Here is a 23,256-nt window from a genome sequence, read left to right as displayed (position 1 = left end):
TCCTCGTAAAGGACCATCCTCATGCGTAAGTCAACCCTCCGCCGCAGCTGCGCGGCGCTCGCCACCGCCACCTCGCTCGCCCTGGCGCTCACCGCCTGCGGTGGCACCACCAAGAAGGACGTCGCGAACGAAGGCGGTTCCGCCGCCACCGCCGGCAAGGCCGACCCCAACGCCGAGCTGAAGAAGGGGCTGACCGTCGGCTTCCTGCCCAAGCAGGTCAACAACCCGTACTTCACCACCGCCGACAAGGGCGGCGAGAAGGCGCTGAAGGAACTCGGCTCCAGCTACAAGGAGGTCGGTCCCTCCAGCGCCACCGACACCTCCGGCCAGGTCTCCTACGTCAACACGCTCACCCAGCAGCAGGTCGACGCGATGGCCGTGTCCGCGCAGGACCCGGGCGCCCTGTGCACCGCGCTCAAGCAGGCCATGAAGAACGGCATCAAGGTCGTCACCTACGACTCCGACACCACGCCCGACTGCCGCAACGCCTTCGTCTCGCAGGCCTCCGCCGAGGACCTGGGCCGTACCGAGGTGCAGCTGCTCGCCAAGCAGATCGGTTACAAGGGCGAGATCGCGATCCTGTCCGCCGCGCAGACCGCGACGAACCAGAACACCTGGATCGACTTCATGAAGGACGAGCTGAAGAAGCCCGAGTACAAGAACATGAAGCTGGTGAAGACCGCGTACGGCAACGACGACGCCCAGCAGTCCTTCCAGCAGACCCAGGGCCTGCTCCAGGAGTACCCGAACCTGAAGGGGATCATCTCCCCGACCACCGTCGGCATCAAGGCCGCCGCCCAGTACCTGTCGGGCTCCAAGTACAAGGGCAAGGTCAAGCTGACCGGCCTCGGCACCCCGAACGACATGCGCAAGTACGTCAAGAACGGCACCGTCGAGGCGTTCGAGCTGTGGGACCCGGCGAAGCTCGGCGAGCTGGCCGCCCGGACCGCCGTCGCCCTGTCCTCCGGGCAGATCACCGGCAAGGAGGGCGAGACCTTCAAGGCCGGCTCCATGGGCGAGTACACCATCGGCAAGGACGGCGTGATCAGCCTCGGCAAGCCGACCGTGTTCGACGCGAAGAACATCGACCAGTTCAACTTCTAGACCCTGGGAGGTCGTTGATGCAGCGCGTGTGCTTCCTGCTGAAGGTCCGGGCGGACCGCCTCGACGAGTACCGCGAGCGGCACGCCGCGGTGTGGCCCGAGATGCTCAAGGCACTCTCGGAGACCGGCTGGCACAACTACTCGCTCTTCCTGCGCGAGGACGGACTGCTGGTCGGTTACCTCGAGACCGAGGATTTCGCAGCCGCCCAGGCCGGAATGGAAGCCACCGACGTCAACGCCCGCTGGCAGGCGGAGATGGCGCCGTTCTTCGAGTCGCTGGACGGCGCCCGGCCCGACGAGGCCATGCAACCGCTCACCGAAGTGTTCCACCTCGCATGACGATGGAGTCCACGAGATGCACAGACGTACTTTGCTGGCCGCCGCCCTCGCGGGAGCAGTGGTGACCCCCGTCCTCGCCTCCGGCACCGCGCGGGCCGCCGACCCCGGTCCCTCCGTCACCCGGACCGGCACCACCACGCTCGACAGCCAGGCCATCTTCTTCGTGTCCTACGACGGGCTGGTCAACAACAACTCGTTCCAGAAGAACGGCCTGCTGACCTACAAGGGCTACCAGTACGCCGTCTGGTACACCGCCGACCGCAACGCCGTCGTCGGACGCCGGGCCCTCGGCGCCGGCACCTGGTCGACGGTCAAGGTCGGGCACACCCTGCGGTACAACGACTCCCACAACGTCATCTCCATGGGCGTCTCCAAGGTCGACGGCCGGCTGCACCTCAACATGGACTCCCACAGCGACGGCTTCACCTACGTCAAGTCCGTCGCCGGGCTGATGGACAACCCCGGCGGGCTGAGCTGGACCGCGAGCCGTTTCGGCGCGCCCCAGTCCACCCTGGACGGCCTGGCGCTGACCTCGCAGTTCACCTACCCGCAGTTCATATCCACGCCCGAGGGCAGGCTCCAGCTGAGCTACCGCGTCGCCGTCTCCGGAAACGGCCGCAACGCGCTCGCCGAGTACGACGGCACCAAGTGGACGAACCTCGGAGAGTGGTCCAGCTCCACCGGCACGTACAGCAGCGAGCACGGCTCCTCGACGGCCCGCAACATGTACCTGCACGGCATCGACTACGACCGGAACGGCCGGCTGCACTCCTTCTTCACCTGGCGCGAGCAGAACGGCGCCGTGATGTGCAGCAGTGGCGGCATCACCAACCACGACACCGGCTACGTCTACTCCGACGACCGCGGCCGCACCTGGCGCAACAACGCCGGCACCGTCGTCGGCGTCACCGGAGGCTCCGACAAGGTGTCCGTGACCGACGCCGGCCTGGTCGTGGACCCGCTCAACCCGGACCACTCCCTGATGAACCAGGAGAGCCAGTTCACCGACTCCGCGGGCCGGCCGCACGCGATCATCTCCTACGTCCCCGGCCGCTTCGGCCAGTGCACCACCAACTACGTGGCCAACCGCACCGCCAACGGCCGTGCCTTCCACGTCCGCAAGAACGCCTCCGGCACCTGGCAGAAGACCGAGATCCCGGTCCCGCTGAACTCCAGCCAGCGCACCAAGCTGATCCTGGACAAGTACGACAACGCGTACGCGATCTTCCCCTTCGGGCGGATCGCCGGCGCCTCGGCGGCCTCCGGATACACCGACTGGAGGATCCTGTTCGACGGCAGCGGCCTCAACGCCTTCGGCGAGGTCGTCATCGACGAGATGCGCGTCGCGCAGGACGGGGTGCTGTCCTTCATGTACCAGGAGAAGTCCAGCGGTACGACGCCCTCGGCGCTGCGCGTGATCGACTTCCGCCTGCCCGCCTGACCGAAGCCGGTCGCCGGGGCGGCGTGCCGGTAATGTGAAGCCGCTCCGGCCGCCGCCCCCCCCTCATCTCACCAGGAGGTCCCTGCCCGATGACCCAGTCGGTGGGTATCAAGGACGTCGCCCGCGCCGCCGGAGTCTCCGTCGGCACGGTCTCCAACGTGATCAACCGCCCGGACACGGTCGCCACCGAGACCCGGGCCCGCGTGCTGTCCGCGATAGACCGGCTCGGCTACGTCCGCAGCGAGTCCGCGCGCCAGCTGCGCGCGGGCCGCAGCCGGATCATGGGGCTGCTCGTCCTCGACATGGGCAACCCCTTCTTCGTCGACGTGGCCCGCGGCGCCGAACGCGCCGCCCGCCGGGCCGGACTCGGCGTGATGGTCTGCAACAGCGCCCAGAACGCGGGCGAGGAGGCCGAGTACCTGTCGCTCTTCGCCGAGCAGCGCGTGCGCGGCGTGCTGCTCACCCCGGCCGACGCCACGGGCCGCAACATCGAGGCGTTCCGCCGGCACGGCATCCCGTTCGTCCTGGTCGACCGGGTCGCCGAGGGCACCACCGAGTGCTCGGTCTCCGTCGACGACGTCGCGGGCGGCGCCCTGGCCGTACGCCATCTCGTCGACGCCGGGCACCGCTCCATCGCCTACGTCAGCGGCCCGCCCGGCCTCAACCAGGTCCGCGACCGGCGCACGGGCGCCCTCGAAGCGCTCGCCGAGGCCGGGCTCGGCCCCGACGCGCTGCGCGAGCTGCCCACCGAACGGCTGGACGTCGCCGCGGGCCGCGACGCCGGCGCCCGCCTGCTCGGCCTCGCCGACCGGCCGACCGCCGTGTTCTGCGCCAACGACCTGCTGGCGCTCGGTGTCCTGCAGGCCATGTACGCGGCCGGTGTCGGCGTCCCGGACGACCTCGCCATCGTCGGCTACGACGACATCGAGTTCGCGGCGGCCGCCGCCGTCCCGCTCACCTCGGTACGGCAGCCCGCCGTCACCATGGGCGCCATGGCGGCCGACCTGCTCCTGGAGGAGACGGAGGAGGAGGGACCGGCCCGGCCGCACGAGCACCGGCGGGTCGTGCTCCAGCCCGAGCTGGTGGTCCGCCGCTCCAGCCTGTCCGCCCGCTGACCCGCACGCTGAGTCTGAACCGCCGTTCAGGAAGATTTCATGATCCGAAGGGGCCACGCGCGGACGGCCCCTGTGATGAACTGGGACGCGGTCCGAAAATCCGTCCGTCCCGGGAGCCCTGTTGACCCTCAGCTACCGCCAGCCCGGAGTCGTCCTCACCGACCGCCGCTTCACCGTCCCCCTCGACCACGATCACCCCCGGGGCGAGATGATCGAGCTGTACGCCCGCGAGGTCGTCGCGAGCGACAAGGCGCACCAGGACCTGCCGTGGCTTCTCTACCTCCAAGGCGGGCCCGGGTTCGGCGCGGACCGCTCCGTCGGCAGGCCCGGCTGGCTCGGCCGCGCGCTGAAGGAGTACCGCGTCCTCCTCCTCGACCAGCGCGGCACCGGCCACTCCACGCCCGCCAGCCGGCAGACGCTCCCGCTGCGCGGCGGCCCCGCCGAACAGGCCGACTACCTCACGCACTTCCGCGCCGACTCGATCGTCCGCGACTGCGAGGCCATCCGCGCCCAGGTCACCGGCGGCGTCCCCTGGACCGTCCTCGGCCAGAGCTTCGGCGGCTTCTGCGCCACCAGCTACCTGTCCCTCGCGCCCGAGGGCCTGGCCACCGCCGTCATCACCGGCGGACTGCCCTCCCTGGACGCCCACGCGGACGACATCTACCGGGCCGCCTTCCCGCGCGTCGAACGCAAGGTCACCGCCCACTACGCCCGCTACCCGCAGGACGCCGAACGCGCCCGCCGCATCGCCGACCACCTCCTGACCCACGACGTGGTCCTGCCGAACGGCTACCGGCTCACCGTCGAGGCCTTCCAGTCCCTCGGCATCGTCCTCGGCACCGGCGACGGCACCCACCGCCTGCACTACCTCCTCGAAGACGCCTTCGCCCGCACCCCGCAGGGCACCACGCTCTCCGACGCCTTCCTGGAGCAGGTGCAGGGCATGCTGTCCTACGCTCGCCACCCCCTGTACGCCCTGATCCACGAGTCGATCTACGGCCAGGACGCCCGGCCCACCGCCTGGTCGGCGGAGCGGGTCCGCGCCGAGTTCCCGCAGTTCGACGCCGCGAAGGCCCTCGCGGGCGACGAACCGCTGCTGTTCACCGGCGAGTCGATCCACCCCTGGATGTTCGACTGCGACCCGGCGCTGCGCCCCCTGCGCGAGACCGCCGACCTGCTCGCCGCCCGCACCGACTGGACACCCCTGTACGACCCGGCCCGCCTCGCCGCGAACGACGTACCGGTCGTCGCCGCCGTCTTCCACGACGACATGTATGTCGACACGGCCCACTCCCTGCGGACCGCCCGCGCGATCCGCGGCCTGCGCACCTGGGTCACGGACGAGTTCGAGCACGACGGCGTACGCACCGGCGGCGGGCGGGTCCTCGACCGGCTGCTGGCGCTTGCGCGCAACGAGGCGTGATGCCGCACCGGGCGCGTGGTGATGTCGGTGGCGCCGATTAGTCTGCCGACATGACGACCACTCAACTCCAGCCCATGCCCGACGACTGGCGGCGTGCCCTCGCGGTCGTGGCCCACCCCGACGACCTCGAGTACGGCTGCTCGGCGGCGATCGCGGCCTGGACCGACGAGGGCCGCGAGGTCGCCTATGTGCTGGCGACCCGGGGCGAGGCGGGCATCGACACACTGGAGCCCGAGCGGTGCGGGCCGCTGCGGGAGCGGGAGCAGCGGGCGAGCGCCGCGGTGGTCGGCGTGTCGGCCGTGGAGTTCCTCGACCACAAGGACGGCGTCATCGAGTACGGCACCGCCCTGCGCCGCGACATCGCCGCCGCGATCCGCCGGCACCGGCCCGAGCTGGTCATCACGCTCAACCACCGGGACACCTGGGGCGGCGTCGCCTGGAACACCCCGGACCACGTGGCCGTAGGCCGTGCCACGCTCGACGCGGCCGGCGACGCGGGCAACCGGTGGATCTTCCCGGAGCTCACCGGGCAGGGCCTCGAACCCTGGGACGGCGTGCGCTGGGTCGCCGTCGCCGGGTCCAGCACCCCCACGCACGCGGTCGACGCGAGGCCCGGCATGGAACGCGCGGTGCGCTCACTGCTCGAACACCGCACGTACATCGAGGCGTTGACCGACGACGACCCGGAGACATACGTCCGCGGCTTCCTCGCCCAGCACGCCGAGGCCACCGGGGAGCGGTTCGGGGGCAGGCCGGCCGTGGCGTTCGAACTGTTCGGCAGATGACGCGGATGACGGGGGAGACCATGACAGGCAGCGAGGAACTGGCCGACCGGTTCGAGGAGCACCGGGGGCGGCTGAAGGCCGTCGCCTACCGCATGCTCGGATCGCTCGCCGAGGCGGAGGACGCCGTCCAGGAGGCCTGGCTGCGGCTGAGCCGCTCGGACGCGGACGACATCGGCAACCTGGGCGGCTGGCTGACGACCGTGACCGGCCGCATCTGCCTGGACCTGCTGCGCTCGCGCACCGCGCGCCGCGAGGAGCCGATGGACGACGCCTTCGTGCCGGACCCGGTGCTCAGGCCCCTGTCGCCCATCGACCCGGAGCAGGAGGTGCTGCACGCCGACGCGGTGGGCCTGGCCCTGCTCGTCGTCCTGGAGAACCTGGAGCCCGCCGAGCGGCTCGCGTTCGTCCTGCACGACATGTTCGCCGTGCCGTTCGACGACATCGCGCCGATCGTGGAGCGCACCCCGGCCGCGACCCGGCAGCTGGCGAGCCGCGCCCGGCGCCGGGTGCGGGGAGCCACCCCGGCGGCCGAGCCGGACCTCGGCCGACAGAAGGAGGTCCTCGACGCCTTCCTGGCCGCCTCGCGCGGCGGGGACTTCGAGGCACTGCTCGCGCTCCTGCATCCGGACGTGGTGCTGCGGGCCGACTCTGGTGCCCTGGTGCGCGGCGCGGCCGTGTCCAAGGTCCTTCAGGGGGCGAAGGCGGTGGCGGAGCGGGCGCTCATGTTCGCCCGGTTCGCGCAGTCCGCGGAGCTGGTGCTGGTCAACGGCTCGGTCGGGGTCGTCAACGCGCCCGGGGGACGCGTGCAGTCGGTCATGGGGGTCACGATCGCCGACGGCCGGATCACCGCCATGTACATCCTGGCCGACCCCGAGCGGCTGGAGCGCCTGGAGACGCCCGGCCTCGCGGGGTGACACCGGCGACCACGACCAGGTGAGTTCTCATTTCGTATGCTGAACGGCATGCGAGATCACAAGACCGCGCAGGCGGAACTGCGCGGCGACTGCGAGCGGTGCTTCGGACTGTGCTGCGTCGCCCTGCCCTTCGCGGCCTCGGCCGACTTCGCGGTCGACAAGGACGCCGGCACACCCTGCCGCAACCTCCAGAGCGACCACCGCTGCGGCATCCACGCCAGGCTGCGGCAGAGCGGGTTCACGGGCTGCACGGTCTACGACTGCTTCGGCGCCGGGCAGCAGGTCTCGCAGATCACCTTCGGTGGCCAGGACTGGAGGTCCGGGCCACCGGAGCACGCCCGCCGGATGTTCGACGTCTTCCCGGTGGTCCGGCAGTTGCACGAGCTGCTGTGGTACCTGACCGAGGCGCTCGCGCTGCCCGCGGCCCGTCCTGTCCACGCCGATCTGCGGGGGGCCCTGGAGAGGACCGAGGAGCTGACCGGGCTGACTCCCGAGGAGCTCATCGAGCTGGACGTGGCGGCGCACCGCCAGGAGGTCAACGTCCTGCTGTTGAGGACGAGCGAGCTGGCCAGGGCCGGCACCAAGGGCCGCAAGAAGAACCGCCGGGGCGCGGACCTCATGGGCGCCCGCCTCAAGGGCGCCGACCTGCGCGGTGCCAACCTCCGTGGCGCCTACCTCATCGCCGCCGACCTGACGGGCGCGGATCTGCGGGGCGCGGACCTGATCGGTGCCGACCTGCGCGACGCGGACCTCACGGACGCCGACCTGACCGGGGCGTTCTTCCTCACCCAGCCGCAGCTGAACGCGGCCCGGGGGAGTGCCGGGACCCGGCTGCCCGAGTCAGTCACCCGCCCCGGGCACTGGGCAGCGCAGGTCTGAGGCCGGCTCCCGCACCGGCGTCCGGCGCTCAGGGTGCAGCCGCAGCCCCTCCGGCATCAGCGTCAGCCGTTCGGTCACCCGCAGCCGGTACGCCGGGTCGGGCCGCATCTCGTAGCGGCGCAGCAGCAGGCCGAGCACCAACGTCGCCTCGTGCAGGGCGAACTGGCGCCCGATGCAGGCCCGCGCCCCGGTCCCGAACGGCTTGAACGTGTGCGGGGCCCTGGACCGTATGGCCGGCGCGTCGAAGCGGTCCGGGTCGAACCGCTCGGCGTCCGCGCCCCACACCTCGGGGTCGCGGTGCAGCATCGGCGTCAGCACCAGCGCCCAGGCTCCGCGCCGCATGGGGTGCTCCCCGGTCAGCACCGTGTCCTGGCGTGCCTCCCGGGCGAAGGCGGGCGCGGTGGGCCACAGCCGCAGCGACTCGTCCAGCACCCGGCGGACGTAGCGCAGCCTGGCCACCTGCTCGTAGGCCGGTTCCGCCGCGTCGCCCCATACGCGGTCCACCTCGGCGCGCGCCCGGGCCGCGACCTCGGGGTGGCGGGAGAGGTAGTGCAGCGCGAAGGAGAGCGCGCCCGAGGTCGTCTCGTGGCCCGCGACGAGGAAGGTGATCACCTGACGGCGGACGTTCTCCGGCGCCAGCCGTTCCCCGGTCCGGGGGTGGGCCGTCTCCAGCATCCGGTCGAGCAGGTCCCCGTCCCCGTGGCCGGAGGCGCGCCGGGCCCGGACCAGCTCGTCGACCGTGCGGTTGAGGTGGGCGATGTCGGCGGCGTTACGGCGGCTCGCGCCCCGCAGCAGCAGCGGAGCCAGCGGGAAGGGCACCGAGTTGAGCCGCTGCGCGTAGGTCAGCGTGCCGACCATCGCGGTCACGAAGGGATGCGGCCGGGAGCGCTCGAACGACCCGAAGTCGTGGCCGAAGCCGGTGCGCGCGATCGTCTCCAGCGTCAGCTTGGTCATGTCGCCCGGCACGTCCACCGCCCGGCCCGTCGCCGCCGCCCGGTCCCAGTGCTCCGTCAGCTGCCGCGCGACGGTCAGCATCATCGGGTGGTAACCGGCCATGGCTTCGCGGCTGAACCCCGGGGCGAGCACGTCGTGCGCCAGCTGCCAGTTGGGCTCGTGGTTGTACGCCGTGAACAGGCCGTCCCCCGCGACCGGCCGCAGGTTCGCTATGCCCAGTCCCACGTGCTTGGCGAACCGCGACTCGTCCGCGAGGTCGGCCGCGTGCCGGGCGCCCCACACGAACACGAACTCCTTGCCGAAGGCCTTCCGCCGGAAGACCGGACCCAGTTGGCGGGCGTACCGCAGCGAGTCCTGCAGGGGAGTGCGCCGGTTCACGCCCACCACGTCACCGAGCAGCGGGATCCGGTGCGGCGGATGCGGAATGCGGTCCAGCTCCGGCCAGCCCAGCTCGGCACTCCGGAACCCCTTGGGCAGCCCTTCCCGTATCGGCGCCTCCGTCATGACGCGATCTCCCTTGGTCCAGCGGCGGGTTCGCACGTGTTGTACGTGGGTTCAATAGCGCGGTTCAGTCTGGTCCCGTTGTTGAATCGGCGTCAAGTAAAGTGCGGGCATGGCCGCGAACCAGGGCGGGCGCACGCGTCGCCGGCTCAGCACCGAGGAGCGCCGGGAGCAGCTTCTCGCCGTCGGAGCGCGGCTGTTCTCGGAGAGTCCGTACGACGACGTGTGGATCGAGCAGGTCGCCGAGATCGCCGGGGTGTCGCGCGGGCTGCTGTACCACTACTTTCCGACCAAGCGGGACTTCTTCGCGGCGGTCGTCGAGCGCGAGAGCGAGCGGATGCTGCGCATGACGGCGGCGGTGCCCGGCGTCCCGGTGCGCGAGCAGCTCGCGGGCGGCCTCGACGCGTTCCTGGAGTACGTCCAGGCCCACGCCCACGGCTACCGCGCCTTCCATCGCGCCGACGCGGCCGGGGACCAGGCGGTGCGGCGGGTCTACCAGCGGGCCCTGGCCGCGCAGGAGCGGCAGATCCTCGCGGCGCTCGCCGAGGATCCCGAGTTCGGCCCGGCCTGTGAAGGGCGGCCGGAGGCGCGGCTCGCCGTGCGCGGGTGGCTGGCGTTCACCACCTCCGTCTGTCTGGAGTGGCTGCGCGGGAGGGAGTTGAGCCGGGATCAGGTGCGCGAGCTGTGCGCTCGTGCCCTGCTGGGCGTCCTCACTCCCTGAAAGGCCTCGTAAAGATCACGTGACGTGGTTGGCTCACGCCCCGATCTTCGGTAGGTTAGGCAAGGCTTACCTAAGGAGGTCTGGGATGGGTGACGACAGCCACAGCTGGACGGCGGCCCCTGCCGCGGCGGAGCGGGCGCGCTCGGTGCTCGCCGCCGCGTGGTCCTGCTCGGTGACCGCGGAGGGCACGCGGGAGGAGCTGGTCGGCGCGCACACGGTGACCGAGGACGGCCGGGTGCTGGTGGACGTGCCCGGGGACAGTGCCCTGCTCGCGACCGCGATCTGCGCGCCCCGCGGAGAGCCGTCCGCGGTGCTGGAGTTCGCCGACGTGGCCCCCGTCCCCGTGCGCGACCGGATCCGCGCCCGGCTGTGGCTCGCGGGCTGGTTCGCCGTCGTGGAGGACCGGCTGGCCTTCCGGCCCACGCGCGTGGTGCTGCGGCAGCCGTCCGGGGCCGTGGTCGTCGACCTCGACGACTTCGCCGCCGCGACGCCCGACCCGCTCACCACGGCCGAGGCCCGGCTGCTGACGCACCTCGCCGACTGCCACGCGGACGCGGTCGAGCGGCTCACCCGGCTCGTCGACTCCGACAGCCTGCACGGCGCGGTCTGCGTCCAGCCCCTCGCCGTCGACCGGCATGGACTGACGCTGCGTATCGAACGCGCCCGCGCCCACGGCGACGTACGGCTGGCGTTCCACGCACCCGCCGACGACGTCGCGCAGCTCACCGAGCGCATGCACGTCCTGCTCAGCCAGGCGACCGCCGCGTCCTGCCCGCGGGCCCTACAGTGGCAGCGCACAGACGGCGACCGGTGACGGAAACGGTTCACCGGTGCGCCGCAGCGCGCCGCTCGTCTCGTCCACGCCGAAGACGGTGACCGTGCCGGACTTCTGGTTCGCCGCGAACAGCAGCGTGCCCTCCGGTGAGAAGGCGATCTGGCGCGGGAAGTCCCCGCCCACCGGCACGGTGTCCAGCAGCCTGAGCCGGGCACCGTCCGCCTCGACGGCGTAGCGCGTGAGGCTGTTGTGGCCGCGGTTGGCGAGAAAGGCGTACCGGCCGTTCGCGGTCACCAGGATCTGCGCCGGGTAGTTGGTGCCCGAACCGGTGCCCGTGGCCTGTGCCTCGCCGACCGTGACGCGGCCGGAGGCGGGGTCGTACGCGCAGACCGCAACCGTGTTGTCGACCTCGTTGGCGAGGTAGGCGTACCGGCCGCCGGGGTGGAAGGTCAGGTGGCGCGGACCGGCGCCCGGCCGGGTCTGCGCCTGCGCGACCTCGGTGAGCGTGCCGGACTTCTCGTCGAGCCGGTAGGTGTAGACGGTGTCCGTACCCAGGTCCACGGCGAGGACGTGCCCGCCGTCGGGGCTGGTGAAGATCTGGTGGGCGTGCGGACCCTCCTGACCCGGCCCGGGCGCCGGACGGGAGTGCCGGACGAGATCGGTCCGCTCGCCGAGGGCGCCCGCGGCGTCGATCGGATGCACCGCCACACTGCCCGAGCCGTAGTCCGCGCTGAGCAGCCAGCGCCCTCCCGGATGCACGGACAGATGGCAGGGGCCCGCACCGCCGGTGCTCCGGCTGCCCAGGATCTTCCGGTCGGACAGCCGGACGGCCGTCACGGCGCCGTCATCGCGCTCGTTCACCGCGTACAGCGTGCGGCGGTCCGGGTGGATCGCGAGGTACGACGGGTTGCCGACGCCGGTGAGCGTGCCCGTGCCGGTGATCCGGCCTGTCGCCGCGTCGTACGTGGCCAGGCCGATGCCCTTGCCGCCGCCCTCGACGGAGGTGTACGTGCCGAGGTAGAGGGGGCGCGGGCCGGACGGGCGCCGGGCCTCGCGGGTCGGGCTCACGCTCGCCCCGGGGCCCGTGGGACTCGTCGGTGTCGCCGGCGCGGGCGCGTCGTCACAGGCGGGCAGCGCCGCCGCGGCGGCCCCCGACGCCAGTGCGCCGACGAACCGGCGCCTGCTCCAGCCACCACTGCCCATGTCGCCCCTCAGGTCGTCACTCGTCCCCGTCGCGACAGCCACCTTGGCGTGGATCACCCATCGGGTGCAACAACGGCACCGAGCGTTGCGCGCGGCGCAACCGACTCCAGGCGGTCGCTCACCGATAACGCCCGCCGACCCCGGTACGGTTCCGCCACATCTGCTCCTGAACGCCCAGGCGCTCACGCAGCCGCGTCAGGCGCGGCATCCGTGCGCGCTGCTCCCGGGACACACGGTCCAGTTCCTCGAACAGGCGCCGGGTGCGGTGCTCGGTGTCGAGCTCGTCGAGGATCCGGTTGACCTCCGTCAGGACGGCGCCGAGCAACTGCCAGTGCCGCGTTTCGCGCTCTGCCTCCTCGCGCAGCAGCAGGGCCAGCTTGTCCCGGGTGCCCGCCGCGGTGCGCAGCTCCGCGGCGAGACGTTCCTCCGCCGACTCGGCGCTCGCACTGAGATGGGTGGTCACCAGCACCGCGAAACTCACCACGGCGTCGGCGATCTCGGACAGCAGCTGCTCCAGCGCGGCGGCAGTCTCGGCCTCGAACCGCGGCTCCGGCTCGCGCTCCTTCGCGAGGTCGGTCAAGGAGCGCGCGAGCACGCGCAGGACGACCGTGCAGATCTCCAGTGTGTCCAGGCCGGTGCGCAGCACCACCCGGTGCAGCAGGCCCTCCCGCACGCGCGGGTTGAGCCGCAGGCTGTCCTCCGCCTGCTGGAGCGCCGCGTCCACCTCGACGATGTCGTGGTCCAGACGCCGTGCCTCGTGCAGCCGCTCCGCCGCGAGATCCGCGGGTGTACGGCCGGCGGCCTCCTCGCCCATGCGCAGCATCAGCTGCCGCAGCCGGCGCGCCAGACCCTCGATCGACTCGCCCGCCTCCTCCACCCACACCGGCGGAGCCAGCAGCAGATTGCAGCCGAGCCCGACGACCGCGCCGATCAGCGTCTCCACCACCCGGGCCCAGGCGGTGTCCCCGACGGTGGTGACCCCGAGCACCAGCATCGCGCTGATCGCGACCTCGGGTACGTACTCCTCCACCCGGACCAGCCGTCCCACGACCAGCGAGGCCACCAGGAGCAGCGCCAGGCTCCACCAGGTCAGGCCCACCAGCAGGCTGAACGCGATGGCGACGAGAACGCCGGTCACCACGGCGTTCACCCGCCGGAAGCCGTTGGTGAGCGTGGCGTACAGGGTCACCTGGACGACCAGCAGTGCCGTAAGGGGAGCGGTGAGGGGTGCCGCCTCGGGGCTCAGCCGAAGTGCGATGACGTAGGCGATCGTCGCCGCGGTCGCGGACCGCAGCGTCTGGACGACCACGGGGTCCCGGCGCTTGTGCACGATCCGCCTGGCGTGCGCCGTCCACTCACGTACCTCTCGCATCCTCGGGCTGTTCCCCTTCCTCTGGCGTATCGAACGCATCCATGAAGGACGTTAATGCCGGGGGAAAACACGGGCGACCGAGGGCCTCAGGCGTACACCTTGTCGAGGAAGGCGGTCAGATGGCCCATGGTCCGCTCGATCTGCTGCTCAAGGGTGAGGCTCTCCTCGAAGCGGGCCCCGCTCTCCGGCACCTTCTTCCCGCGCAGGTACAGCGAGCAGGCGAGGTCGGTGCACATGTACGCCCCGACGGAGTTCCCCTCGCGCCCGGCCGCTCCCGTCTTCCGCGCGGTCATCAGCGACACACCGCCCCGTGGGTGGGTCGTCAGGCACAGCGAACACATGCTGCGGTGCAGAAAGCCCCGCTGCGCCGCCTGGAACCGCATCGCCACTCCGACGAGCCGCCCCTCGCGCTCGGCGGCCAGATAACTCCGGTCGGGCGCCCCCGGATCCCGCCACCCGAGAAAGTCGAGATCGTCCCAGGGCCGCTCGGCGAGGTCCCGGGGGACGGACAGACGCTTGGCTTCTCCCTTGGAGCAGTTGATAAACGAGTTGCGGATGTCCTGTTCGGTGAGTGATCTCATGGGAGGGCTCCTGGTCGTCGTCGGCGAAACCTAGGGGGCCTAGGTTTCGGGGTCAGGTTAGAAGCACCGACGAGGGGGGATCCAGTGGATTTTCCGGAGGACGCGTCCGCGCGGGCACGGGCGGCGTTGCGCCATGTGGCGGACGGATCGTCGGGGCCCGCCGTCGATCCCAAGGTGCGGATCACGCTGAACTTCCACCCGGACCGGCCGGCGGGCGACGTGCCCGTCCTCGTGGCGCTTTCCCGGGACGGCGCCTACCACTCGCAGTTCGTCACCGGCACCAGCAACGGCGGCCTCACGGCCCGCCCCGGCGGCGACCGGTGGCGCTGGGAGAGCCGGATCTTCGGCGGGGCTTACGACGAAGCGACCGCACACGAACGGCCCGTGTACGGCGCCCTGAACTTCCGCCGGCAAGTGGTCGGCGCGGCGCCGCGCTTCGGCTCCTCGCACTTCCGGCTGCGCGCCGGCGTCCTGACCCGGGCCACGTTCTGCTACCCCGACAGCGCCGCCGAGCCGGCCGACTTCGGCGTGGCGGCCGGGATGTCGCTCATCGCGCTGGCCGAGGCGGACGAACAGGACGCCCTCGACGACTACATCGAGGCACATGTGCACGGAGGCGTCGCTCTCGCCCGGGACGTGGAGGCGCTGGTGCTGGATGCCTGCTACCGCGGCACACCGGTCGAGGCCGCGGCCCGGCGCCTGCCCTGCCCCGTGGAGTGGCACCCCGGCTACCGGCTCACCGTGGCCGGATTAAGGCGCCACGCGGACTACCGCGGCCGGGAGTACGTGGAACTGGGCGCGCGGATCGCCCGGGACGGCCTCGTCGACCCGCGTGTCATCGGCGACGCCGCCCGGACGGGGCGATACGAACTGCAGGACCTGAAGATGGTGTGGCACACCCTCGCCCGCTTCGGCGCGCCGGAGGGAGCGGGCACGGCCTACTCGGCGGCCGGGGCCTCAGGCGGCCAGACCCCCGGGGTGAGCACGCCCAGCGTGTAGGCGCGGGCCACCAGTTGGGTGCGGTTGGTGGCGTGCCAGCGGGAGGACAGGCGGCGCAGGTGGTAGGTGACGCCGTCGGTGGTGAGGCCGGTTTCGCGGGCTGCCCGGGCCGTCGTGGCACCGGCGGCCAGCAGGGCCAGGATGCGGGCCTCGATGGGGGTGACCCGGGCCTGTTCGGCGGGCGGGGCGGGGGAGGGGGCGCGTTCGCCGTCCACGCGCAGCATCACCAGCAGCGCCGGCGTGTCCTGCACCGTGTCGCTCACCGGGTCCGCCGTCAGCTCCCCGTACCGCTCCGCGCCGCCGGGGGCCCGCCAGCGCACCGAGACCTGGTAGCGCGAGCGGTGTCGCAGTCGCAGGGCCTGGGCGATGCGCTCCACCTGCGTGGCCTCCCGCGGGCTGAACAGGTCCAGCACGTCACGGCCGCGCAGCCGCCCCGGCGTCGTACCGCACTCCGCGGCCATCGCCGGATTGGCGAGCAGCACCGCGCCGTACACGTCGCACACCGCGACCGGCATCGCCACCCGGTCGAAGAGGAGCAGGGCGCGATTGCGCCATGTCACGGCTTCCTGCCGAGCCTGGTCCACGAGCATCTCCTGCCACGCCGGGCCGCCCGCGCGCAAGGGCGACGCGTCTGCATGTACTACACAAACATGTAGGGCCGCGGCGCCGTCCGCCGGGTCCCGTGGATCACGCTGGATCGCAGTACTTCCGTACCGCGAAAGGCAGTTGTCGCGTCATGCGCCCCACCGCACAGTCCCCCCGGCCCGCAGAGGTCCTCCCCGTCGCCGACATCTCCGGCACCGGACCCGGCGACGCGCCCGTCCAGCAGGCCATGGACCTGATGCGCGAGCACGGGCCGGTGTTCGTGCGGCGGCTGTACGGACGCGACACCCTGTTCGTGGGCGACCTGGACCTCGTGGCCGAGCTCTCGGACGAGCAGCGGTTCGCCAAGCACATCGGGCCCGGTCTGGAGAACGTCCGCGAGTTCGCCGCCGACGGACTGTTCACCGCGTACAACGACGAGCCCAACTGGGCCAAGGCGCACGACATCCTCATGCCCGCCTTCGCGCTGGGCTCCATGCGGACCTACCACCCCGTGATGCTGAAGGTGGCCCGCAGGCTCATCGCGTCCTGGGACCGCGACGCCCGCGCCGGGCAGCCCGTCGACGTGCCCGGCGACATGACCCGCATGACGCTCGACACCATCGGACTCTCCGGCTTCGGCTACGACTTCGGCTCCTTCGAGAGGGCCGAACCGCACCCCTTCGTCGAGTCGATGGTCCGCTGCCTGGAGTGGAGCATGACCCGCCTCGCGCGCGTCCCGGGCCAGGACTACTCGGCGCAGGACGCGGCCTTCCAGGACGACTCCGCCTATCTCGCCCGGGTCGTCGACGACGTCATCGCCGCCCGCACCGGCACCGACCAGAGCCAGGCCGACGACCTGCTCGGCCTCATGCTCACCGCCGAGCACCCCGCCGACGGCAGCACGCTCGACGCCGCCAACATCCGCAACCAGGTCATCACCTTCCTGATCGCCGGCCACGAGACCACCTCCGGCGCCATGTCCTTCGCCCTGTACTACCTCGCCAAGCACCCGACCGCGCTCCAGCTGGTGCAGCGCGAGGTCGACGAGCTGTGGGGCGACCAGACCGACCCCGAACCGGCGTACGACGAGATCGGCCGGCTCACCTACACCCGCCAGGTCCTCAACGAGGCGCTCCGGCTGTGGCCCACGGCCGCCGTCTTCGCCCGGGAGGCCCGCGAGGACACCCTGCTCGGCGGCCGCATCCCGCTGCGCGCCGGGCAGTCCGCCCTGGTGCTCACGCCGATGCTGCACCGGCAGCCCGTCTGGGGTGACAACCCCGAGCTGTTCGACCCCTCCCGCTTCACGGCCGAGGCCGAGGCGGAGCGCCCGGTGCACGCCTTCAAGCCGTTCGGCACCGGTGAGCGCGCCTGCATCGGACGGCAGTTCGCCCTGCACGAGGCGACCATGCTGCTGGCCATGCTCGTCCACCGCTACCGGCTGCGCGACCACGCCGACTACCGGCTCACGGTCAAGGAGACCCTCACCCTCAAGCCCGAGGGCTTCACCCTCACGCTCACCCCGCGCACGTCCGCCGACCGGGTCCACACGCCGCTGCCCGGCGCCGCCCCGGTCCAGGACTCCCGGTCGGCCGAACCGCAGGGCCTCCCCGCCCGCGTCCGCCCCGGCACCGCCGCCCTGTTCCTGCACGGCAGCAACTACGGCACCTGCCGCGACTTCGCCGCCCGGCTCGCCGACGAGGCCGCCGCCGTCGGCTGCGAGACCCAGGTGGCGCCCTTGGACGCCTACGCCGGCGGCCTGCCCACCGACCGGCCCGTGATCATCACGGCCGCCTCCTACAACGGCCGCCCCACCGACGACGCCACCGCCTTCGCCGCCTGGCTGGAGCAGACCCACGACCTGTCCGGCGTGACGTACACCGTCCTCGGCGTCGGCGACCGCAACTGGGCCGCCACCTACCAGCACGTCCCCACCCGGATCGACGAACGGCTCGCGGAGTCCGGCGCCACCCGGCTCCTCGACCGCGCCGCCGCCGACGCCTCCGGCGACCTCACCGGCACGGTCCGGGAGTTCACGGCGGCCCTGTGCGTCGCCCTGCTGGAGCGGTACGGCGACCCGGACGCCACGACCCCCGACCCCGAGCCCACCGCCGCCTACGAGGTCCGCGCCCTGACCGGCGGCCCGCTGGACGCCCTCGCCGAACGGCACGAGCTCGTCCCCATGCGGGTCACCGAGGCGTACGACCTCACGGCGCCCGGCTACGCGCGCCGCAAGCGGTTCGTCCGCGTCGCACTGCCGGACGGCGTCACCTACCGCACGGCCGACCACCTCACCGTGCTGCCCGCCAACCACCCGGACCTCGTCACCCGCGCCGCCGCCGCGCTCGGCGTCGACCTCGACACCGTCCTGGACATCCGCCCCACCCGCCCGCGCCGCGACTCGATCGCCGTCGACCGCCCCGTGACGGTACGGCAACTCCTCACCCACCACGTGGAGTTGCAGGAGCGCCCGAGCGCCGGTCAGCTGGCCGCGCTCGCCGCCGCCAACCCCTGCCCGCCGGAGCGCCTGGCCCTGGCCGCCCTCACCGACGACCCCCGCACCCTCGTGGAGATCATCGAGGACCACCCGGCCCTGCGCGGTGCCCTGGACTGGCCGCAGCTCCTCGACCTCCTCACCCCGCTGCGACCCCGCCACTACTCCGTCTCCTCCTCGCCCGCCGTCGACCCCGGCCACGTGGACCTGATGGTGTCGCTGCTGGAGGCACCAGCACGTTCCGGCAAGGGCGTCTACCAGGGCACCGGATCCGGCTACCTGGCGACCGTCGAGCCCGGAGACACGGTGTACGCGCGCGTGCAGCCGTGCCGGGAGGCCTTCCGTATCGACGCCACCGGCGGATCAGCGCCGGTCGTCATGATCGCGGCGGGCACCGGCCTCGCCCCGTTCCGCGGCGCGATCGCCGACCGCGCGGCCGCCCTCGCGGCAGGAGCCGAACTCACCCCGGCCGTCTGCTACTTCGGCTGCGACGCGCCCGAAGCCGACTTCCTGCACGCCGACGAACTGCGCGCCGCCGAGACCGCCGGAGCCGTCTCGCTGCGCCCCGCCTTCAGCGAGGCCCCCGAGGGCGAGGTGCGGTTCGTGCAGCACCGCATCGCCGCCGAGGCAGAGGAGGTCTGGGCCCTGCTGGCCGCCGGAGCACGGGTGTACGTCTGCGGCGACGGTTCGCGGATGGCGCCCGGGGTGCGGGAGGCGTTCCGTACCCTGTACCGGAAGCACACGCCGGGCGCCGACGAGACGGCCGCCGAGCAGTGGCTCGACGGGCTGGTCGCGCAGGGGCGTTACGTCGAGGACGTGTACGCGGCCGGCTGACCGAAGGCGAAGGGGAGGGGTGGGCGCACGGTGGTGGACTCCTGGGAACGGGCCCGGCACATCCTGGAGGCGACGGGTCTGGAGCCCGGCCGCCTCGCCCACCTCGCCCCGCTGGCCGGCGGCACGTACAACACCGTCGAGGAACTCCGCCTCACCGACGGCACCCGCTACGTGCTGAAGATCCCGCCCGCGGCGGCCACCCCCGGCCTCCGGCACGAGCGCCGGCTCCTCGTCTCGGAGGCCGAGTTCTACCGCTCGGCCGCCCGCGCCGGGGTCCCCGCACCGGGGCTGGTGTCCATGGGCGACGACTTCCTGCTGATGACGGCCTGCCCGGGCGATACCTGGGACGACGGCTCGCTCTCCGACGTGGAACAGACCGCACTGCGCACGGAGCTGGGACGCCTGACGGCCCGGCTGCACCGCGTGACGGGCCACGCCTTCGGCTATCCCTCCGGCGCCCTCGGCCCGCTCGCCCCCGACTGGCGGACCGCGTTCACGACGATGTTCGACGCCGTCCTCGACGACGCCCGGCGCTACGGAGCGTGGCTGCCCCGCCCCGTCGACTCGGTGGCCCGTACCGCCCGGTCCGCGTACGGCGCCCTCGACGAGGTCACCGTCCCGTGTCTCGTGCACTTCGACCTGTGGCGGGGCAACATCCTGGTCGACCGCTCGGCCGGCGACGCCCGCATCGGCGGCCTCATCGACGGGGAGCGCATGTTCTGGGGCGACCCCCTGGCCGACTTCGTCTCCCTGGCGCTGCTGGGCGACATCAAGCAGGACGAGGCGTTCCTGGCGGGCTACCGGGAGGCCGGCGGCCGGGCCCGCTTCGACGCCCCGGCCCGCCTCCGACTGGCCCTCTACCGCGCCTACCTGTACCTGATCATGCTCACCGAGACGATTCCGCGCGCGGTCGGAGAGGAACAGGAGCGCTGGGTGCAGGACAGGGTCGCTCCGGAACTTGTCGCGGCCCTGGACGAGATCGAGGAAACTCTTCGGGCGGCGCCGCGCTGAGGTTTCTCAGGTCACGGCGGGGTACTCGCGTGGCGCCCGGACCAGCGAAGGGAGCACGCCGTGACCGACCACCGCCTCGAAGGACCCGGCGAGAACGGTGACCCCGTACCGCGGGACATGCCGGACCAGCAGGCCGACGCCGGCGAGGACCCGTGGGAGGTCGCCCCGCGCTTCACGGGCACCGGCAAGGACCGGAAGAAGGACGACGAAGACGAGGCCGAGGGCCATGAGCCCGCCCGCGACGTCCCCGACACGGACGAAGCGGGGACGGGACGGCAGGGAGTACCGCGCTCGGGAACCGTCCACCCCGAGCATCCGGAGCCGGACGAGTCCTCCGCCTGAGCGCCGTTCAGCGCTCAGGCGGCGTGAGCGCCGATGGCCGCAGCTGACCGTGGGGGCCGGCTGCGGCCATCGGTCGTCTTGGCAGGGTCGCGCGGGCCGAGCGGTCAGCCGACCTTGCGCCCCCGCATCGGTTCCGTCCGTGCGCCCCCGCCCTGCTGAAGGCCCTCGAAGAACTCCTGCAGCACCTCCGTCGCCGTACGCTCCGGCCGCCAGCCGAGTTCCGCACGCGCACGCGTGCAGTCCATCAGCGGCAGCCGCAGCACCGCGTCGAACAGGTGCGGGGAGGCGGGCAGCAGGTGCAGGCCCCAGGCGGCGGCGATCGCCGAACGGGCCGCGGTGCGCGGCAGCCGTACCGGGCGCGCCCCGAGCATCTCGCCCAGCACCTGCGCGTCGACCGGCTGCTCGGCCGCCAGGTTGAAGGCGCCCCGGACGTCGGAGTGCACGGCCAGCCGGTACGCGTTCGCCGCGTCGTCCGTGTGCAGCGCCTGCACCCGCAGCCCCGGGATGTCGGGCAGGAAGGGCAGCAGCTCCGGGCGGGCCAGCGGGCCGGGCAGGAACCGCCCGCCGAAGATCCGGCGCTGCTCGCTCGCGGACTCCCACTTGAAGAGGAAGGCGGGCCGCATCCGCACCACCCGCGTCTCGGGGTGATCGCGCTCGAACGTGTCCAGCGCGCGCTCCAGATAGGCCTTCTCACGGCAGTAGGCGGCGTCCGGCCAGCCGTGCGTCGGCCACGACTCGTCCACCGCCCGGTCCTTCGGGCCCGGCGAGTACGCGCCGACCGACGAGGCGTGCACCAGCGCCGGCACCCCCGCGGCGGCCACCGCCTCGAACACTCGCATGCTACCGAGCACATTGGTGCGCCAGGTCGCCGCCGGGTCGTGCGTCGGCTGGAACGCCCAGGCCAGATGGACGACCGCGTCGGCGCCCCGGACGTGCTCGGCCACATCGGACTGCTCGGAGGCCAGGTCGACCGCCGACCACTCCGTCTTCGGCGGCGACCAATCGGGGATCCGCCGGGCCAGGCCCAGCACGGAGGCGACCTCCGGATCCTCCGAGAGGAGGCGCACCACGCTGGTGCCCACGTTGCCGGTGGCGCCCGTGACGACGATCCTCATGCCTGTTGCGCTGCTCACCATCCGCTCCTCTCGGCCGCGACCGTCCTCGGAGAATGACCGAGTACCCGGGTCGCGCGGATTGCACGTGGGCAGAGGAAAGCCCCGGCCGGACGGGGGAGTCCCACGGCCGGGGCGGCTCATGAGGTGGGCACGGATGGCGGTCGCCTCTCGGTGAAAGGCTCCACAGGGCTTCAGCCGAACGATCGTCCCTGTGGGCGGTGTGTGTCACCGCTCCCCGTGCTCCGGAAGGATCTCGGCCCACAGGTTCTCGGCCTGGAGCAGCAGCGTGCCGAGCACCGCCGCGTGCTCGGCTCCCAGCCCGGCGTGCTCCCGCAGCCTTTCCTGCAAGTACCCGTGCAGCTCCCGCATCCGCCCCTCCCTCTCGTCGCACCGGCGCGGGTCCACGCCGCCGTTGAGCAGACGGTCGGCCTCCGTGTCGCAGGCGTCCCCGATCAGGTCCAGCAGGTCCGCGTACGAGCGCAGGGCCCGCCCCTCGGGCGGTGCGGGCGTGCGGCTGTCGTCCACGGTCACCGCCAGCGCCCGGGTCAGGGCCGTGACGTGCCCGGTGACGCGGCCGAGGCGTTCGTCCTCGTCCGGCGGCGGCAGGGGCATGTGCGGTACGCGGTGCAGGGCGCGCAACGGGCCGTAGGTCAGGCGCAGGCTCTCCTGGCTCCAGTGGCGCGCCGAGCGCAACGCGTCCAGATGGTGGTCCAGCCGAGCCGAGGCGTTGAGCCAGCCGGCGGCGGTCTGCGCGTCCCAGTCGCCCTCGTGCAGGTCCGCGGCGACGGCGCGCAGAACGTCGCCCGATTCCCGGGCGAGGGTCGCCAGGTTCTCCCGGACGTCCCGCAGATGGATCGGCGGGAAGACGAGGGCGTTGACGGCGACGCCGATGACGGCGCCGAGCGCCGCCTGCCCCACCCGGTGCCCCACGCCGGACATGCTCACCGTGCCCGAGGTGAGGGTGAACAGGGCCGTGGTCGCCGCGTAGATGCCCTGGTCGCCGAAGCGAGGCCAGTTCGAGAGCAGCATCAGCACCGGGACGGACAGGGCGAGCGCGCCCGTCGTGTCGCCGGTGAGGGCCAGCGTCGCCGAGGCCAGCACGGTGCCGACGCAGACCGCCCCGAACTGCCGCGCGCCCTGCACCAGCGAGCTGTAGACGGTGGCCTGCACCAGCACCAGCGCCACCCACGGCGCCATCAGCGCCAGCGGGTCGCCCATCCAGACGCCACCCACCAGCCAGGCGATCACCGCCGCCGCGGCGGCCTTCAACGACTGGACGACCAGGTCCCGCTCCCGCCCGGGCCCCCGCCAGGCGGCCCGCACGGCCTCCACGGCCCCCCGCGCCTCCCGCCGCACGGCGTCCATCGGCCGCGTGCCACGGACCCCCTGCCCGAGATCACCCATACGCTCACGCAGCGCATCGGCGGCCGCCCGGCTGTCCATCGCCCTGCGGCCCCGGTCCGACGGCCTGCCGGCCGCCCTGCCGTGTTCCGTCTCCCGGGCTGCCCGGCTGCCGCTCGCCGCGTAGGGTCCTGTCTTCTGGGTTGCCCGGTCGCCCGTCGCCTTGTGGGGCTGGGCCTCCGGTGCCGTACGGCTGTCCGCAGCGTTGTCGTGTTCCGTCTGCGGGACCGCCGGGCTGTCCGTCGCTGTGTCGGGTTCTGTCTTTTGGGTTGCGCGGTCGCCCGTCGCCTTGTGGGGCTGGGCCTCCGGTGCCGTACGGCTGTCCGCAGCGTTGTCGTGTTCCGTCTGCGGGACCGCCGGGCTGTCCGTCGC

The 23,256-nt window shown here is 72.6% G+C and carries 21 protein-coding genes; 14 read left to right on the top strand and 7 right to left on the bottom strand.

Going from position 1 to position 23,256, the window contains the following annotated elements; translation table 11 throughout:
- Positions 1-21 precede the first annotated feature (21 nt).
- From rhaS to ACIBNA_RS06795, 8 genes are all read left to right on the top strand, one after another.
- On the top strand, positions 22-1,104 hold the full coding sequence (rhaS, locus tag ACIBNA_RS06830) for a rhamnose ABC transporter substrate-binding protein (protein ID WP_399164184.1): 1,083 nt from the start codon (positions 22-24) through the stop codon (positions 1,102-1,104).
- Positions 1,105-1,121: 17 nt separating this feature from the next.
- Entirely contained in the window at positions 1,122-1,442 is a 321-nt protein-coding gene (locus tag ACIBNA_RS06825) for an L-rhamnose mutarotase (RefSeq protein ID WP_399164183.1), read from the top strand.
- Between the two features lie 16 nt (positions 1,443-1,458).
- A complete protein-coding gene (locus tag ACIBNA_RS06820) occupies positions 1,459-2,883 on the top strand; it encodes a BNR repeat-containing protein (RefSeq protein WP_399164182.1) in 1,425 nt (474 codons plus the stop codon).
- Between the two features lie 89 nt (positions 2,884-2,972).
- On the top strand, positions 2,973-3,998 hold the full coding sequence (locus tag ACIBNA_RS06815) for a LacI family DNA-binding transcriptional regulator (RefSeq protein ID WP_399164181.1): 1,026 nt from the start codon (positions 2,973-2,975) through the stop codon (positions 3,996-3,998).
- A gap of 121 nt (positions 3,999-4,119) precedes the next feature.
- Positions 4,120-5,421 carry an alpha/beta fold hydrolase gene (locus ACIBNA_RS06810; protein WP_399164180.1) on the top strand — a complete coding sequence of 434 codons (1,302 nt, stop codon included), beginning with the start codon at positions 4,120-4,122 and terminating at the stop codon, positions 5,419-5,421.
- A 50-nt stretch (positions 5,422-5,471) separates the two neighbouring features.
- On the top strand, positions 5,472-6,206 hold the full coding sequence (locus ACIBNA_RS06805) for a PIG-L deacetylase family protein (RefSeq protein WP_399164179.1): 735 nt from the start codon (positions 5,472-5,474) through the stop codon (positions 6,204-6,206).
- 5 nt (positions 6,207-6,211) lie between these two features.
- A complete protein-coding gene (gene sigJ / locus ACIBNA_RS06800; protein WP_399164341.1) occupies positions 6,212-7,120 on the top strand; it encodes an RNA polymerase sigma factor SigJ in 909 nt (302 codons plus the stop codon).
- A 36-nt stretch (positions 7,121-7,156) separates the two neighbouring features.
- Positions 7,157-7,999: a pentapeptide repeat-containing protein gene (locus ACIBNA_RS06795; protein ID WP_399164178.1), complete on the top strand. Its 843-nt coding sequence runs from the start codon at positions 7,157-7,159 to the stop codon at positions 7,997-7,999.
- On the opposite strand, the gene ACIBNA_RS06790 is transcribed toward ACIBNA_RS06795, so the two are convergent.
- A complete protein-coding gene (locus tag ACIBNA_RS06790) occupies positions 7,961-9,457 on the bottom strand; it encodes a cytochrome P450 (RefSeq protein ID WP_399164177.1) in 1,497 nt (498 codons plus the stop codon). The genes ACIBNA_RS06795 and ACIBNA_RS06790 overlap by 39 nt on opposite strands.
- Before the next feature lie 109 nt (positions 9,458-9,566).
- Between ACIBNA_RS06790 and ACIBNA_RS06785 the strand changes: the two genes are divergently transcribed.
- A complete protein-coding gene (locus ACIBNA_RS06785) occupies positions 9,567-10,175 on the top strand; it encodes a TetR/AcrR family transcriptional regulator (protein ID WP_399164176.1) in 609 nt (202 codons plus the stop codon).
- An 85-nt stretch (positions 10,176-10,260) separates the two neighbouring features.
- Positions 10,261-10,989, top strand: a complete 729-nt coding sequence (locus ACIBNA_RS06780) for a DUF2470 domain-containing protein (protein ID WP_399164175.1) — start codon at positions 10,261-10,263, stop codon at positions 10,987-10,989.
- Here the strand turns inward: ACIBNA_RS06780 and ACIBNA_RS06775 are convergent.
- The 3 genes from ACIBNA_RS06775 to ACIBNA_RS06765 form a co-directional block, all read right to left on the bottom strand.
- Positions 10,957-12,153, bottom strand: a complete 1,197-nt coding sequence (locus tag ACIBNA_RS06775; RefSeq protein WP_399164340.1) for a lactonase family protein — start codon at positions 12,151-12,153, stop codon at positions 10,957-10,959. The two genes, ACIBNA_RS06780 and ACIBNA_RS06775, sit on opposite strands and share 33 nt — an antisense overlap.
- Positions 12,154-12,271: 118 nt before the next feature.
- Positions 12,272-13,525: an FUSC family protein gene (locus tag ACIBNA_RS06770; protein ID WP_399164174.1), complete on the bottom strand. Its 1,254-nt coding sequence runs from the start codon at positions 13,523-13,525 to the stop codon at positions 12,272-12,274.
- An 86-nt stretch (positions 13,526-13,611) separates the two neighbouring features.
- Entirely contained in the window at positions 13,612-14,106 is a 495-nt protein-coding gene (locus tag ACIBNA_RS06765) for an FBP domain-containing protein (RefSeq protein ID WP_399164173.1), read from the bottom strand.
- 84 nt (positions 14,107-14,190) lie between these two features.
- Here ACIBNA_RS06765 and ACIBNA_RS06760 point away from each other — a divergent pair, with 84 nt between their 5' ends.
- Positions 14,191-15,105, top strand: coding sequence for a DUF3626 domain-containing protein (locus ACIBNA_RS06760; RefSeq protein WP_399164172.1), 915 nt, complete (start codon positions 14,191-14,193; stop codon positions 15,103-15,105).
- Here ACIBNA_RS06760 and ACIBNA_RS06755 read toward each other — a convergent pair.
- A complete protein-coding gene (locus ACIBNA_RS06755; protein ID WP_399164171.1) occupies positions 15,045-15,695 on the bottom strand; it encodes a PAS domain S-box protein in 651 nt (216 codons plus the stop codon). The two genes, ACIBNA_RS06760 and ACIBNA_RS06755, sit on opposite strands and share 61 nt — an antisense overlap.
- A 146-nt stretch (positions 15,696-15,841) precedes the next feature.
- Between ACIBNA_RS06755 and ACIBNA_RS06750 the strand changes: the two genes are divergently transcribed.
- Genes ACIBNA_RS06750 through ACIBNA_RS06740 form a run of 3 tightly spaced genes read left to right on the top strand, consistent with a single transcriptional unit; the run spans position 15,842 to position 20,368 of the window.
- On the top strand, positions 15,842-19,015 hold the full coding sequence (locus ACIBNA_RS06750) for a cytochrome P450 (protein WP_399164170.1): 3,174 nt from the start codon (positions 15,842-15,844) through the stop codon (positions 19,013-19,015).
- Between the two features lie 30 nt (positions 19,016-19,045).
- Positions 19,046-20,026: a phosphotransferase family protein gene (locus tag ACIBNA_RS06745; RefSeq protein WP_399164169.1), complete on the top strand. Its 981-nt coding sequence runs from the start codon at positions 19,046-19,048 to the stop codon at positions 20,024-20,026.
- A gap of 60 nt (positions 20,027-20,086) precedes the next feature.
- Positions 20,087-20,368: a hypothetical protein gene (locus ACIBNA_RS06740; protein WP_399164168.1), complete on the top strand. Its 282-nt coding sequence runs from the start codon at positions 20,087-20,089 to the stop codon at positions 20,366-20,368.
- A 104-nt stretch (positions 20,369-20,472) separates the two neighbouring features.
- Here the strand turns inward: ACIBNA_RS06740 and ACIBNA_RS06735 are convergent, their stop codons facing one another.
- Together ACIBNA_RS06735 and ACIBNA_RS06730 are read right to left on the bottom strand one after the other, a co-directional pair.
- A complete protein-coding gene (locus ACIBNA_RS06735; protein WP_399164167.1) occupies positions 20,473-21,501 on the bottom strand; it encodes an SDR family oxidoreductase in 1,029 nt (342 codons plus the stop codon).
- Between the two features lie 207 nt (positions 21,502-21,708).
- Entirely contained in the window at positions 21,709-22,848 is a 1,140-nt protein-coding gene (locus ACIBNA_RS06730; RefSeq protein WP_399164339.1) for an aromatic acid exporter family protein, read from the bottom strand.
- Positions 22,849-23,256 lie beyond the last annotated feature (408 nt).

It is taken from the genome of Streptomyces sp. NPDC050164, assembly GCF_044459945.1.
GTDB classification, from domain to species: Bacteria; Actinomycetota; Actinomycetes; order Streptomycetales; family Streptomycetaceae; genus Streptomyces; species Streptomyces coeruleorubidus_A.
Note: the sequence above shows the minus strand (reverse complement) of the source record. Positions and strands in the feature narration are given on the sequence as shown.